We start from the raw sequence: 12717 nt of genomic DNA on the forward strand, positions 1-12717 counted from the left end.
TCGGCGGCGGGGGGGGCCCGGGCCGGCCCGGCGCGCGGGCCCGTCGGGCCGCGGGGCATGGCCCGGCGCTACCGGACAGCGATCAATAGATCGGCGTCACCTTCATCTGCGGCAACGGCCGTGGCGAGCCGTCGGTGAGGTCGGGGCCAAGATCATCCCAACTGCGGCCCTGCTCCACCATCAACCCCCACAGCTGCTGCGATGCCAGCCGCTTGTCTTCCGAGCCCAGCTTGTAGGACGGCGGTGGCGGCGTGCCGGTGGCCACCATCGCATAGGCCGCGCGATAGGCCAGCACCTGCTGCGCCGGATCGTCGGTGCGCGAAATCTCCAGCGTGTAGCGCTGGTAGGCCGAGGCCAGGTTGCGCCACCGGATCCAGTAATGGTTCTCGAACGAGAACGAACAGAAGCGTGCGCCGGCCAGGCTGCCCTTGTCGGCGATGCGGGTCAGCACCTCCTGCGGCATGTCCAGGTTCATGCCGCCCTCGTCGCCCTGCAGGCTCACATGCACGATGCGATCGCGATAACCGGGCGCACGCGCCTGCAGCAGGTCGCGCCAGTTCTGCATGGTGGCCACCACCGCAAACAGGAAACGGCCCAGTTCGCCGGCCGCCAACGGCGTGGCAATGGACTGGTAATGCCGCTGCCATCCATGGCGGTTCTCCGTGGGCAGGAACACCGAGCGTTCCAGCGCCTGGCGGCTGTCGCTCTCGCGCACCACCGGCTCGGGGCGTTGCGGGTAAACCAGGTTGATGGCGAAGGTCGGCCAGCGCGGCAGCGCCGCATCGAACAGGTGGATCGGGAAGTTGCTGCTGATGCCGCCATCGGAGAACCAGCACACCCGGAACGCGGTGATCACCGGACCGCAGGCCTGGCCTGCACTGGTCAGGCCTTCCATGCTGTCGGCCACGTTGTGCCCGGCCTCGCCTCCAGCCGTCGATGTCGGCTCGCAGCGACGCTCGCGACGCGAGGGCTCATGCAGCGGCACCGCGCTGATCAGCAGCGGGAAGCTGAGGCTCATGCGCGTGGCCACCAGTACCGGCAGCGACGCGCCCTGCGGCAGATGGTAGTAGTTGCGGCCTTCAACTTCACGCGGTGGGCCGGCGCGGTCGACCATCCACTGCACCACGCTGGCCGGGAACAGCTGCTCGAATTCCTCGCGCAGGAACCAGAACTGCGCGCCGCCCAGCGGCAAGGTACGCGGTTCATTGTGCGACACGCAGGTGGTGATCATCTGCAGCGTGATCGCATGCGGGCTGTCCGGCTCGCCCGCATAACGCGGCGCGTCGTGCAGATCGGCGAAGGTCAGCGGTGCATCCATCGGTTTGCCTGACAACTGCTGCAGGCTTTCATGCAGCCACTCGGTCAGCGCCGGCGTGCCTGCGTCCCGGCTCAGTCCACTGCACAGCCCCAGCAGGTTGCGTCGCGCCACCCGTGCCACGCGCAGCGCCGCCCCGGCTACACCTGCACCATAGGCACACAACAGCGACGGCAGCAGGGTTGCCGCCACGCCGCTCCAGCCACCGCCCCACCAGCCCAGGCCGAGCAGCAGTGCCAGCGACACCAGCACTTCCAGCGGCGCGATCTGGAACACCGCGATGGCCAGGCACAGCAGCTTGCGCGGCCAGCCGGCGTTGCCGGTCAGCACCACCAGCAGCCGATACGCAGCGCGCGCGCCAGCGGCCGGCTGGAACAGGCTGTAGATGAATCCACGCCGCGACAGCTGTGCCGACACCGCCGACAGGCCGCCATATCCCGCATCGCCCGGCAGGTGTTCGCCCAGTTGCTGGCGGCGGTCGCCGTATGCCGCAGCGGCGGCCACGGCAGCGGCGATCGCACCGGCCGAGGTACCACCGATGCTCTTGAAACGGTATTCGCGGGCCAGTGCGAGCACCGCGTTGGGATACACGATGCCGCTGGTGATGCCGCCTTTCATGACCAGATCGCAGTACTTGTCTGCCACTACCCTTCCCCCGCTTGCCAACGGCGCGCCGCAGCGCGTATTGCCATCCCTGGACCGGTGAGACCTGCCTGTCATTGCCATAGCGCCTGGACGTCGGGCACGGGAACGTGTGAAAGATTCCCGTCCAACGCCAGGAATGCAGTATGACGTGGCGCCCTCTCACTGCCTGAGACCACCGCCGCAGTTGTGCAGGCACGTCGCCGGCAGGCAGCCGCCATGCCGTGCTGGCAGCTGTCTGACACCACTGGCGGATACTTGACCGGCGGCACCGAAGGCGTAGCATCTGCAGCAAGCCAAGGGACAGACCCTTCGCTGCCACAACGACATGAGGGATTCTCATGGAATTCGACTATCTCGTCTTCATCGGGCGTTTCGAGCCCTTCCACAACGGCCATGCCGCCGTTGCCCGCCTTGCCCTGAGCAGGGCCCGCAAGCTGATCTTCCTGGTCGGCTCTGCCGATACCCCCCGCAGCCTGCGCAATCCATGGACCGTGGCCGAACGCGCCGTGATGATCCAGGCCGCCCTCGATGGCAACGCCGATCGCCTGCTGATCCAGCCACTGAGTGACCACCTGTACAACGAAGCACAGTGGATCGCCAGCGTGCAGCGCCATGTGGCCGAAGCGCTGCGCAGCGATGGCGCCGCATCCGATGTGAAGGTCGGCCTGATCGGCATGGACAAGGATGCTTCCAGCTACTACCTGCGGGAATTCCCGCAATGGCCGCTGGTCGACGTGCAGCACACCGCAACGTTGTCGGCCACCGAGCTGCGTCGTTACCTGTTCGAAGCCGGCGACGTGGACTTCCACGGTGCACTGCTGATGCTGCGCGGCAATGTACCGGCACCGGTGTACGACATGCTCGAGGCGTTCCGCAGAAGCTCGCCGGCCTACGCCCAGCTGGTGGCCGAGTACCGTTTCATCGAGCAGTACAAGGCCGCCTGGAAGGATGCGCCATACGCACCGACCTTCGTCACCACCGATGCGGTGGTGGTGCACTCGGGCCACGTACTGCTGGTCCGCCGTCGTTCGGCACCGGGCAAGGGCCTGTGGGCGCTGCCCGGCGGCTTCGTCGGCCAGGAACAGAGCCTGCTCGACAGCTGCCTGCGCGAACTGCGCGAGGAAACCCGGCTGAAGATTCCACTGCCGGTGCTGAAAGGCTCGCTGAAGGGCCAGCAGGTGTTCGACCACCCCGAGCGCAGCCAGCGCGGCCGCACCATCACCCATGCCTTCCACTTCGAATTCCCCGCTGGCGAACTGCCGCCGGTGCGCGGTGGCGACGACGCCGACAAGGCGCGCTGGATTCCGGTCAGCGAGGCGCTGGACATGGGCCCGCAGCTGTTTGAAGACCACCTGCACATCCTGGAGTACTTCCTGGGCCGGGGCTGATCCGACCGGGCCCTGCAGAACCCGTTTTCCCCACCGGCGGACAGACCGCCGGTGCCACTCGACGCGAAGGAGCTTCCGTCATGCATTACCTCGATAACCTTCTCCTCAACACCGACAGCTACAAGGCCAGCCACTGGCTGCAGTACCCGCCGGGTACCGACGCCACGTTCTTCTACGTGGAATCACGCGGCGGCCTGCACGATCGCACGGTGTTCTTCGGCCTGCAGGCGATCCTCAAGGATGCCCTGGCACGGCCGGTCACCCACGCCGACATCGACGACGCCGCAGCGCTGTTCGCCGCGCATGGCGAACCGTTCAACGAAGCCGGCTGGCGCGATATCGTCGACCGTCTCGGCGGCCATCTGCCGGTACGCATCCGCGCCGTACCCGAGGGCAGCGTGGTGCCCACGCAGCAGGCGCTGATGACCATCGAGTCGACCGACCCCGCCGCCTTCTGGGTGCCGTCCTACCTGGAAACCCTGCTGCTGCGCGTGTGGTACCCGGTCACCGTGGCGACCATCAGTTGGCATGCGCGGCAGACCATCGCCGCGTTCCTGCAGCAGACCAGCGATGACCCGCAGGGGCAGCTGCCGTTCAAGCTGCACGACTTCGGCGCACGTGGCGTCTCCAGCCTGGAATCTGCCGCACTGGGTGGTGCTGCGCACCTGGTCAACTTCCTCGGCACCGATACGGTATCGGCGCTGTGCCTTGCACGTGCGCATTACCACGCGCCGATGGCGGGCTATTCGATTCCGGCCGCCGAGCACAGCACCATCACCAGCTGGGGCCGCGAGCGCGAAGTGGATGCGTACCGCAACATGCTGCGCCAGTTCGGCACGCCCGGTGCGATCGTAGCGGTGGTGTCGGACAGCTATGACATCTACCGTGCCATCAGCGAACACTGGGGTACCACCCTGCGCGAAGAAGTGATCGCTTCCGGCGCCACCCTGGTCATCCGCCCGGATTCGGGCGATCCGGTCGAGGTGGTCGCCGAGAGCCTGCTGCGGCTGGATGCCGCGTTCGGTCACACGATCAACGGCAAGGGCTACAAGGTGCTCAACCACGTCCGTGTCATCCAGGGCGATGGCATCAACCCGGACACGATCCACGCGATCCTGCAGCGCACCACCGATGATGGCTACTCGGCCGACAACGTGGCCTTCGGCATGGGCGGCGCCCTGCTGCAGCGGCTGGACCGTGATACGCAGAAGTTCGCCCTGAAGTGCTCGGCCGCGCGGGTGGACGGTGACTGGATCGACGTCTACAAGGATCCGGTCACCGATGCCGGCAAGACCAGCAAGCGCGGCCGTATGCGCCTGCTGCGCCGCTTGGACGACGGCAGCCTGCACACGCTGCCGCTGCCGGCCGATGGCGATGACACCCTGCCGGTCGGCTTCGAGGACGCGATGGTGACCGTGTGGGAGAACGGCCGCCTGCTGCATGACCAGCGGCTGGATGACATCCGCGCCCGGGCCGCTACCCAGCGTTGAGGACCCATCCACGCATGGCGCGGATCCCGCTGGGGGTCAGAGCCCGTTGCGGGCAACGGGATCCGCCCCCTGGGCCTTGACCGGCGCCGCCAACGCGTCCACCGTGGGCGCGCCGAAGGTATCCCTGCCATGGCTGGATGGTGGCAGGGATTTAAACGGGAATCCGGTGAAGGCGCCTCGCGCGCCCATTCCGGAGCTGCCCCGCAGCGGTGAATGGAAACGAATCCTGCCAACAGCACTGGGCTCGCGCCTGGGAAGCGGCAGGTAGTAGGTGGGCTGCGGCCCGTGTCCATCAGCCCGAATACCGGCCCCGGCCGGGGGACTCGACCGTCCCCTGACTCGACCTGGAATCTCCGCGGGGAGGTTGCCGGGGCCATCGTCGTCCTGCGCGTGCAGGTGGCGTGGCCGCGCGCGTCCTGTTCACGGTTTCCGGCCAGACCCGCTGCTGCCCACGCCCAGATGCACCCGACGATGACCGAGCTCCAACGCCCCACCCTGACCCTTCCCGACAACGGCCAGCGCCTGCTGCTGCACTCGTGCTGCGCGCCATGCTCGGGCGAAGTGATGGAGGCGATCACCGCCTCCGGGATCGACTACGCGATCTTCTTCTACAACCCCAACATCCACCCGGTGAAGGAGTACGAGCTGCGCAAGCAGGAGAACATCCGCTTCGCCGAGCAGCACAACATTCCCTTCATCGACTGCGACTACGACACCGACAACTGGTTCAGCCGTGCGCGTGGCATGGAGAATGAACCCGAGCGCGGCATCCGCTGCACGATGTGCTTCGACATGCGCTTCGAGCGCACCGCGCTGTACGCACACGAACACGGCTACGACACCATCAGCTCCTCGCTGGGCATCTCGCGCTGGAAGAACATGGCGCAGATCAACGACTGCGGCGTGCGCGCCGCCTCGCATTACGAAGGCCTGCAGTACTGGGACTACAACTGGCGCAAGGGTGGTGGTGCCAGCCGCATGGTCGAGATCAGCAAACGCGAGCAGTTCTACCAGCAGGAATACTGTGGCTGCGTGTATTCGCTGCGCGATGCCAACCGCCACCGTCGTGAGAACGGCCGCGAGCGCATCAAGATCGGCCTGCTGTATTACGGGCAGGACAACGACGCCGCCAGCAGCGATTGACGTGCGCGCGAGGGGCGGCCACGCTGGTCGCCCTTCTTCCGTTGTGCCGGACCTGCCATGACCGCCCTGCCCGCTGACGTCGCCCTGCTGGTGATCGACCTGCAGCCGGACTTCATGCCCGGTGGCGCCCTCGCCTGCGAAGAGGGCGATGCGCTGGTGGCGCCGATCACGGCACTGCTGGCCGAGCGCCGCTACCGCACCGTGGTCGCAACCCAGGACTGGCACCCGGCCGACCATGCCTCGTTTGCCAGCCAGCATCCGGGGCATCTACCCTTTGAAGCGATCCTGCTGCACGCACAGCCGCAGACCCTGTGGCCGGACCACTGCGTGCAGGGCAGCGCGGGCGCAGCACTGCACCCGGGCGTGGACTGGACCGTGGCCGACCTGATCCTGCGCAAGGGCACCCGCCAGCAGGTGGATTCGTACAGCGCCTTCCGCGAAAACCACGGCCCCGACGGCACGCGCCCGGCGACCGGACTGGCCGGCTGGCTGCACGAACGTGGAATCCGCGAGGTGCACGTGTGCGGGTTGGCACGCGATTACTGTGTGCTGTGGAGCGCGCAGGACGCGGTGAAGTCCGGCTTCCGGGTGAAGTTCCTGTGGGAGCTGACCCGCCCGGTGACCGATGCCAACGACGGCATGGTGCGCGAGGCCCTGGCGAAGGCGAGGATTGCGATCCTGTAAGCAGCATGTCGCCTCTGCCGCTTGTGTGCCTGATTCGCAACCTGCAGAATCGCGCCATCCAGCCCTCCAAGTACGCCCCCCAACAGATCGCGGGACGGCCGAACCGAGGGCTTTTCATTGGATGACGCCAGGAGGGCAAAGGTATGCCGACGGCAGTTCTCATTGATGGCGGCTACTTCATCAAGCGCTTTCGCCGCATCGAGCCCCACAACGCTTACAACGCCCAACGCGCCGCCGAGGTCGCCCACCGATGGGCCATCGCCCATCTGAAGCATGCAAGTGGCGAGCGACGGGATCTCTATCGCATCTTCTTCTACGACTGCCCGCCGCTGCGCAAGAAGATGCACAACCCGATTTCCGGTCTGTGCATCGACTATTCGCGATCCGACGAGGCGCTGTTCAGATCCAACCTGCACGAGGCACTGAAGCAGAAGCGGAAGGTCGCCCTGCGTCTTGGCCATCTCACCGACTTCAGTTCGTGGACGACCGGGTCACGAACCTTCGACGACCTGCTCAAGGGAAAGCGAACGTTCGGCGATCTTCAGGCCGACGAGCTGCAACCGAATGTGCGGCAGAAAGGCGTGGATATGCGCATCGGCATCGACATCTCGTCACTCGCCCTCAAGCGTCAGGTCCGCCAGATCATTCTGATGGCGGGTGATGCTGACTTCGTGCCGGCCGCGAAGCTCGCCCGGCGTGAAGGCGTCGATTTCGTGCTGGATCCGATGTGGTCATCCATTCCCAAAGGGCTGAGGGAACACATTGATGGCGTACGCTCCACCTGCCCCAAGCCATTGGAGCAACAGCGGGCGCATCGCGGGCAGTTGCCGCGTGCCATCCCGGGAACCGCCAGCGCTACCTGAACACCACCGTGCGGTGCCCGTTGAGCAGGATGCGGTGCTCCACGTGCCGGCGTACCGCCCGCGCCAGCACCTGCGATTCGGTATCGCTGCCCAGCCGCACCAGCTCCCTCGGGGTCATCGCGTGGTCCACGCGGGCCACGTCCTGCTCGATGATCGGACCTTCGTCCAGGTCTTCGGTGACGTAGTGCGCGGTGGCGCCGATGATCTTGACCCCGCGTGCGTGCGCCTGGTGGTACGGCTGTGCGCCCTTGAAGCTGGGCAGGAAGCTGTGGTGGATGTTGATTGCCCTGCCCGCCAGCGCACGGCACAGCGTGGGCGAAAGAATCTGCATATAGCGCGCCAACACCACCAGATCGATGCGCTCGCGTTCGACCAGGTCGATGATCTGCTGTTCCTGCGCCGCACGCGTGTCCGCGTTCACCGGCAGGTGGTGGAACGGCACCTGGTAGGACGCCGCCAGCGCTGCGAAGTCCGCATGGTTGGATGCCACCGCGGCGATATCCACCTTCAGCTGGCCGCTATGTGCACGGAACAGCAGGTCGTTCAGGCAATGACCCTGCTTGCTGACCAGTACCAGCAGGCGTGGCCGGCGGCGCCCGTCATGCAGCTGCCAGTCCATGCCGAAGCCGGCAGCTAGCGTGGCCATGGCGGTGTGCACGGTCTCCAGCGGCAGGCCCGCATCGCGGTCGAAGTGCACGCGCAGGAAGAAGCGACCGCTCTCCTCATCGCCGAACTGCTGGGCGTCGAGGATGTTGCAGCCGTGGTCGAACAACAGGCCCGACACGCGGTAGACGATGCCGGTGCGGTCGGGACAGGAGAGGGTGAGGATGGAATCGGGGCGCATTGCCCGAGTGTAGGGCAGCACTGCGGCGTGGTGGACGATGGTCACCGATGCAACCGACTGCTTGGTACAGACCCAAGCGATACTTGGCCTTCCGCATGGCAAGCTGGTCGGTCATGAACCTGTTGCAGCTCATCCGCAGCTTCACCCGCACCGCAGAGACCGGCAGCATTGCCGCTGCGGCACGCACCCTTGGCATCAGCGCCACCGCCGTGGGCCAGAACATCAACCGTCTGGAAGCCCACCTGGGCGTACGCCTGCTGAACCGCAGCACGCGCCAGCTGGCGCTGAGCGAGGCCGGCACGGTGTACCTGGCACAGGTGCGGCATCTCGAAGCCGATCTGGCACGCGCGCAGGCCATGGTCACCGGCGACGTGGAACCGGCCGGGCCCCTGCGCATCGCCAGCAGCAGCGCGTTCGGCCGGCACGTGCTGGCACCGCTGCTGCCCTCACTGCAGCAGCGCTACCCGCAGCTGCAACTGGAGCTGCGCCTGACCGATCGCGCCGTACAGCACGGTGCCGAGGCGGTGGATGCAAGCATCCGCATCGGCGCGCAGCTGGAGGACGGGCTGGTGGCGCGGCCCCTGGCACGCATTCCGTTCGTATTCTGCGCATCGCCGGCGTACCTGCAGGCACACGGCACGCCGCTGGAACCGGCGCAGCTGGCCGCCCATCGCGGCCTGCTGCACCGCTTCCCCACCGACGGCCGGCCACTGCGCTGGGGCCTGCTGAAAGAGGGGCAACGCGTGGACGCGGCACTGCCGCCGAGCATGGTCTGCGATGACATCGATGCGCTGGCCGAACTGGCCGCTGCCGGAGCCGGCATCACCCGGCTGGCGGCGTTCGTGGCCGAGCCGTACCTGCGTGACGGGCGCCTGCAGGCGGTGTTCGGTTGCGGCAGCGACTGGCAGCCGGAACCGATGGACGTCTATTTCTGCGTCAGCGACCGCCGCGATTTCACCGCCAAGATCCGCGCGCTGTTCGAGCACCTGCAGGCCGGCCTGCCGCCGGCCTGGCAGGTGTAGTGCTCAGCGCGGACTGAACACGCCGCGTGCATCGCGCGGCTCGCAGCGCAGGTACTGCGGCGCCGGCACCACGCTGTCACCCAGCGCAGCAGCGGCGTGCCACGGCCAACGCGGGTCGTACAGGATGCCGCGGGCCAGCGCGATGGCATCGGCCTGGTTGTGGCGCAGGATCGATTCGGCCTGCTCCGGCTCGGTGATCATGCCTACCGCGATCACCGGCATGCGCACCTTCTTGGCCTTGATCGCCGCCGCGAACGGCACCTGGTAGCCGGGGCCGACGCTGATCTTCTGGCGCTCGTGCAGGCCGCCACTGGAAACGTGCAGGAAATTGCAGCCACGTGCGTCCAGTACCTGTGCCAGCGCCTCGCTCTGCACGATGTCCCAGCCACCCTCCACCCAGTCGCTGGCGGAGATGCGCACGCCCACGGCGACCTTGTCCGACACCGCGGCACGCACCGCGTCGAATACTTCCACCAGCATCCGCAGGCGGTTCGGCAGCGAGCCGCCGTAGCCATCGGTGCGGCGGTTGCTCAGCGGCGACAGGAACTGGTGCAGCAGGTAGCCATGTGCGGCGTGAATCTCGATCAGCTCGAAGCCCAGCCGCTCGGCGCGCACCGCGCTGGCGGCGAAGGCGGCAACGATCTCGGCGATGCCGGCCTCGTCCAGTTCCTGCGGCGCCGGGTCGGTGGCATGGAACGGCAGCGGCGACGGTGCGACCGTGGCCCAGCCGCGGACATCATCGGCCGGCAGCTGGCCACCGCCATCCCACGGGCGCGCCGTAGAGGCCTTGCGGCCGGCATGGGCCAGCTGCACACCCAATGGCATCGGCGACCAGCGGCGCACGCTGGCCAGCACCTGCGCCAGGGCCGCTTCGGTGCCGTCATCCCACAGGCCCAGATCGGCCCAGCTGATGCGGCCGCGCGCTTCGACCGCAGTGGCCTCCAGGATCAACAGGCCCGCACCGGACTGCGCCAGGGTGCCCAGATGCATGGCGTGCCAGTCACTGGCGCGGCCGTCTTCGGCGGAGTACTGGCACATCGGCGCGACGACGATGCGGTTGGACAGGGTCAGGGGGCCGAAGGAGATCGGCGAAAACAGCTGGCTCACGGCAGTGGGGGGTGCATCAAAGGGGGTGCGTATTGCACCGCTGTACGGCCGATAGATCAACCGTGTGGGTAGATCGCTGTTTCGTGGGCAAGGCGCAGCCGATGTGTCAGCGCACCCAGCCGGCCAGCGCCTCGGCGCAATCGCGCTCGTCCTTGAACTGCAGCAGGTCGTCGGCACGGGTGCGGCCACGGTTCAGCGCGGCCACCGGCAGGCCAGCCTTGGCTGCGGCCTGCACGAAGCGGAAGCCCGAATAGACCATCAGCGAGGAGCCCACCACCAGCACCGCATCCGCCTGCTGCAGGTGCCCATGCACCGCATCCACGCGCTCCCGTGGCACGTTCTCGCCGAAGAACACCACGTCCGGCTTCAGCAGGCCGCCGCAGTGCGCGCAGTCGGGCACCACGAACGTCGAGAAGTCGGTTTCCAGATCGGCATCGCCGTCGGGCGCGATACCGGCCTGCAGCGATTCCCAGCCGGGGTTGGCGTCCAGCAGCTGCTGCTGGAAGTCCTCACGCTCGCTGCGACGTTCGCAGCCCATGCAGCGCACCAGGTCCAGGCGACCGTGCAGGTCGATTACGTTGCGGCTGCCGGCACGCTGGTGCAGGCCATCCACGTTCTGGGTCAGCAGCACCTGCAGCTTGCCGCTGTCTTCCAGCGCGGCCAGCGCCTGGTGGGTGCCGTTGGGCCGGGCCCGGCCGAAGCGTGGCCAGCCCAGCAGGCTGCGCGCCCAGTAACGCTGGCGGGTGGCAGCCTCGCCCATGAAGGCCTGGTAGGTCACCGGCGGCGTGCGCTTCCACTGGCCATCGGCATCGCGGTAATCGGGAATGCCCGAGGCGGTGCTGCAGCCGGCGCCGGTCAGCACGAACAGGCGTTGGGCGCGGTCGATGAAGTCGGTGAGCGGCAGGGACATGGCAGCCAGATGGGGGCGCGCGGGCGCCCCCGCAAGCGTGGGCTCAGGCCGCCGGCGCACCGGGCAGCTGCGGCACGGTCACCGGGTGGCCATCGTCGCCCAGGGCGATCATCACGAAGTGGCCGCGGGTGCACAGCTTGCGCTCGCCGCTGTGCAGGTCCTCGGCGATCAGCTCCACCTCGACCTTCATCGAGCTGCGGCCAACCTCGACGATGCGGCCGATGGTCTCCACCATCTGGCCGATGCGGATCGGCAGCTTGAAATCGACCTGGTCGCTGCGCGCGGTCACCACGGTGCGGCGTGAGTAGCGGGCGGCGGCCAGGAAGGCGGCCTTGTCCATCCATGCCAGCGCCTGGCCACCGAACAGGGTGCCCATGTGATTGGTGTGGTTGGGGAAGACGATCTCGGCCATGCGCACTTCGGTCGGCGGCACGGTCTCGGGGATGGGGGTCATGGGGGCGGTTCGGGTGTGGGGTAAGACGGATTTTAAGGCAGGCGGCGTGCAGGCGGCGCTACACTTCGACACCCCCACTGCGTGAACCCGCCATGCCCGCCACGTCCGACCTGCTGGCCTTCGCCCTTGTCTCGCTGGCCATGGTGCTGACACCCGGGCCGAACATGATCTACGTGATCTCGCGCTCGATCTGCCAGGGCCGCGTGGCCGGGCTGATCTCGCTGGGTGGGGTCGCGCTGGGCTTCGTGTTCTACATGCTGTGCGCGGCGTTGGGCATCACCGCGCTGCTGATGACCGTGCCGTTCGCCTACGACGCGCTGCGCATTGGCGGCGCGCTGTACCTGCTGTACCTGGCCTGGCAGGCATTGAAGCCGGGCGGGCGGTCGCCGTTCGCGGTGCGCGACCTGCCGGTGGACGGCCCGCGCAAGCTTTTTGCGATGGGCTTCCTGACCAACGTACTGAACCCCAAGGTCGCGGTGATGTACCTGTCCCTGCTGCCGCAGTTCCTGCACCCGGACAGCGAAGGCGGCGTGCTGATGCAGTCGCTGGTGCTGGGCTCCACCCAGCTGCTGGTCAGCGTGAGCGTGAACGCGGTGATCGCGATAATGGCCGGCAGCATCGCCGGCTTCCTCGCCGCCCGCCCCACCTGGCAGGCGGTGCAGCGGTGGTTCATGGGCACGGTGCTGGCCGGACTGGCCGTGCGCATGGCGGTGGATGGGCGGCGGTAGGGGGCCATGCCCGGCGGAATGCGCACGGCACCCTGAAAACCTTCCGCGCTGCGCGCTCGCCGGGCATGGCCCGGCGCTACCGTGGAAACGAAAAACCCCGGCGTTGGCCGGGGTTTCTCGTTGC

General features: G+C 67.6%; 12 protein-coding genes and 1 riboswitch. Of the genes, 7 read left to right on the forward strand and 5 right to left on the reverse strand.

Translation table 11 applies throughout. The features are described from left to right. Positions 1 to 82: 82 nt before the first annotated feature. Complete coding sequence (locus tag AC13GI_RS09265) at positions 83 to 1960, reverse strand: patatin-like phospholipase family protein (protein WP_367786601.1); 1878 nt, start codon at positions 1958 to 1960, stop codon at positions 83 to 85. 338 nt (positions 1961 to 2298) lie between these two features. Between AC13GI_RS09265 and AC13GI_RS09270 the strand changes: the two genes are divergently transcribed. The 5 genes from AC13GI_RS09270 to AC13GI_RS09290 all read left to right on the forward strand — a co-directional run bounded on the left by AC13GI_RS09270 (position 2299) and on the right by AC13GI_RS09290 (position 7528). Then, a complete protein-coding gene (locus AC13GI_RS09270) occupies positions 2299 to 3348 on the forward strand; it encodes a bifunctional nicotinamide-nucleotide adenylyltransferase/Nudix hydroxylase (protein ID WP_482996108.1) in 1050 nt (349 codons plus the stop codon). Positions 3349 to 3428: 80 nt separating this feature from the next. Next, the gene (locus AC13GI_RS09275; protein ID WP_482996109.1) at positions 3429 to 4838 is read left to right on the forward strand and encodes a nicotinate phosphoribosyltransferase; all 1410 of its coding nucleotides are present in this window, start codon (positions 3429 to 3431) and stop codon (positions 4836 to 4838) included. 113 nt (positions 4839 to 4951) lie between these two features. Further along, a riboswitch (cobalamin riboswitch) is annotated at positions 4952 to 5165 on the forward strand. Between the two features lie 144 nt (positions 5166 to 5309). Then, a complete protein-coding gene (locus tag AC13GI_RS09280) occupies positions 5310 to 5981 on the forward strand; it encodes an epoxyqueuosine reductase QueH (RefSeq protein WP_099819597.1) in 672 nt (223 codons plus the stop codon). A 57-nt stretch (positions 5982 to 6038) separates the two neighbouring features. Then, a complete protein-coding gene (gene pncA, locus AC13GI_RS09285; protein WP_180164471.1) occupies positions 6039 to 6665 on the forward strand; it encodes a bifunctional nicotinamidase/pyrazinamidase in 627 nt (208 codons plus the stop codon). Positions 6666 to 6808: 143 nt separating this feature from the next. Then, entirely contained in the window at positions 6809 to 7528 is a 720-nt protein-coding gene (locus AC13GI_RS09290; protein WP_482996110.1) for an NYN domain-containing protein, read from the forward strand. On the opposite strand, the gene purU is transcribed toward AC13GI_RS09290, so the two are convergent. Next, complete coding sequence (gene purU, locus AC13GI_RS09295) at positions 7521 to 8372, reverse strand: formyltetrahydrofolate deformylase (RefSeq protein WP_180164473.1); 852 nt, start codon at positions 8370 to 8372, stop codon at positions 7521 to 7523. The genes AC13GI_RS09290 and purU overlap by 8 nt on opposite strands. A gap of 113 nt (positions 8373 to 8485) precedes the next feature. Between purU and AC13GI_RS09300 the strand changes: the two genes are divergently transcribed. After that, positions 8486 to 9394 carry a LysR family transcriptional regulator gene (locus tag AC13GI_RS09300; protein WP_482996111.1) on the forward strand — a complete coding sequence of 303 codons (909 nt, stop codon included), beginning with the start codon at positions 8486 to 8488 and terminating at the stop codon, positions 9392 to 9394. A 3-nt stretch (positions 9395 to 9397) separates the two neighbouring features. Here AC13GI_RS09300 and AC13GI_RS09305 read toward each other — a convergent pair whose 3' ends face one another. The 3 genes from AC13GI_RS09305 to AC13GI_RS09315 all read right to left on the reverse strand — a co-directional run bounded on the left by AC13GI_RS09305 (position 9398) and on the right by AC13GI_RS09315 (position 11865). Beyond that, a complete protein-coding gene (locus AC13GI_RS09305; protein WP_380653518.1) occupies positions 9398 to 10501 on the reverse strand; it encodes an NADH:flavin oxidoreductase/NADH oxidase in 1104 nt (367 codons plus the stop codon). 106 nt (positions 10502 to 10607) lie between these two features. Continuing rightward, complete coding sequence (locus AC13GI_RS09310) at positions 10608 to 11411, reverse strand: NAD-dependent protein deacetylase (protein WP_482996112.1); 804 nt, start codon at positions 11409 to 11411, stop codon at positions 10608 to 10610. Between the two features lie 43 nt (positions 11412 to 11454). Beyond that, on the reverse strand, positions 11455 to 11865 hold the full coding sequence (locus AC13GI_RS09315) for an acyl-CoA thioesterase (protein WP_025875773.1): 411 nt from the start codon (positions 11863 to 11865) through the stop codon (positions 11455 to 11457). A 92-nt stretch (positions 11866 to 11957) separates the two neighbouring features. Between AC13GI_RS09315 and AC13GI_RS09320 the strand changes: the two genes are divergently transcribed. Beyond that, the gene (locus AC13GI_RS09320) at positions 11958 to 12593 is read left to right on the forward strand and encodes a LysE family translocator (RefSeq protein WP_165376000.1); all 636 of its coding nucleotides are present in this window, start codon (positions 11958 to 11960) and stop codon (positions 12591 to 12593) included. Positions 12594 to 12717 lie beyond the last annotated feature (124 nt).

The organism is Stenotrophomonas sp. 82F1 (assembly GCF_056861525.1).

Coding starts and splice junctions, on each gene's coding strand:
- AC13GI_RS09270 (WP_482996108.1), top strand. CDS start 2,299: ATGGAATTCGACTATCTCGTCTTCATCGGGCGTTTCGAGCCCTTCCAC.
- AC13GI_RS09275 (WP_482996109.1), top strand. CDS start 3,429: ATGCATTACCTCGATAACCTTCTCCTCAACACCGACAGCTACAAGGCC.
- AC13GI_RS09280 (WP_099819597.1), top strand. CDS start 5,310: ATGACCGAGCTCCAACGCCCCACCCTGACCCTTCCCGACAACGGCCAG.
- pncA (WP_180164471.1), top strand. CDS start 6,039: ATGACCGCCCTGCCCGCTGACGTCGCCCTGCTGGTGATCGACCTGCAG.
- AC13GI_RS09290 (WP_482996110.1), top strand. CDS start 6,809: ATGCCGACGGCAGTTCTCATTGATGGCGGCTACTTCATCAAGCGCTTT.
- purU (WP_180164473.1), bottom strand. CDS start 8,372: ATGCGCCCCGATTCCATCCTCACCCTCTCCTGTCCCGACCGCACCGGC.
- AC13GI_RS09300 (WP_482996111.1), top strand. CDS start 8,486: ATGAACCTGTTGCAGCTCATCCGCAGCTTCACCCGCACCGCAGAGACC.
- AC13GI_RS09310 (WP_482996112.1), bottom strand. CDS start 11,411: ATGTCCCTGCCGCTCACCGACTTCATCGACCGCGCCCAACGCCTGTTC.
- AC13GI_RS09315 (WP_025875773.1), bottom strand. CDS start 11,865: ATGACCCCCATCCCCGAGACCGTGCCGCCGACCGAAGTGCGCATGGCC.
- AC13GI_RS09320 (WP_165376000.1), top strand. CDS start 11,958: ATGCCCGCCACGTCCGACCTGCTGGCCTTCGCCCTTGTCTCGCTGGCC.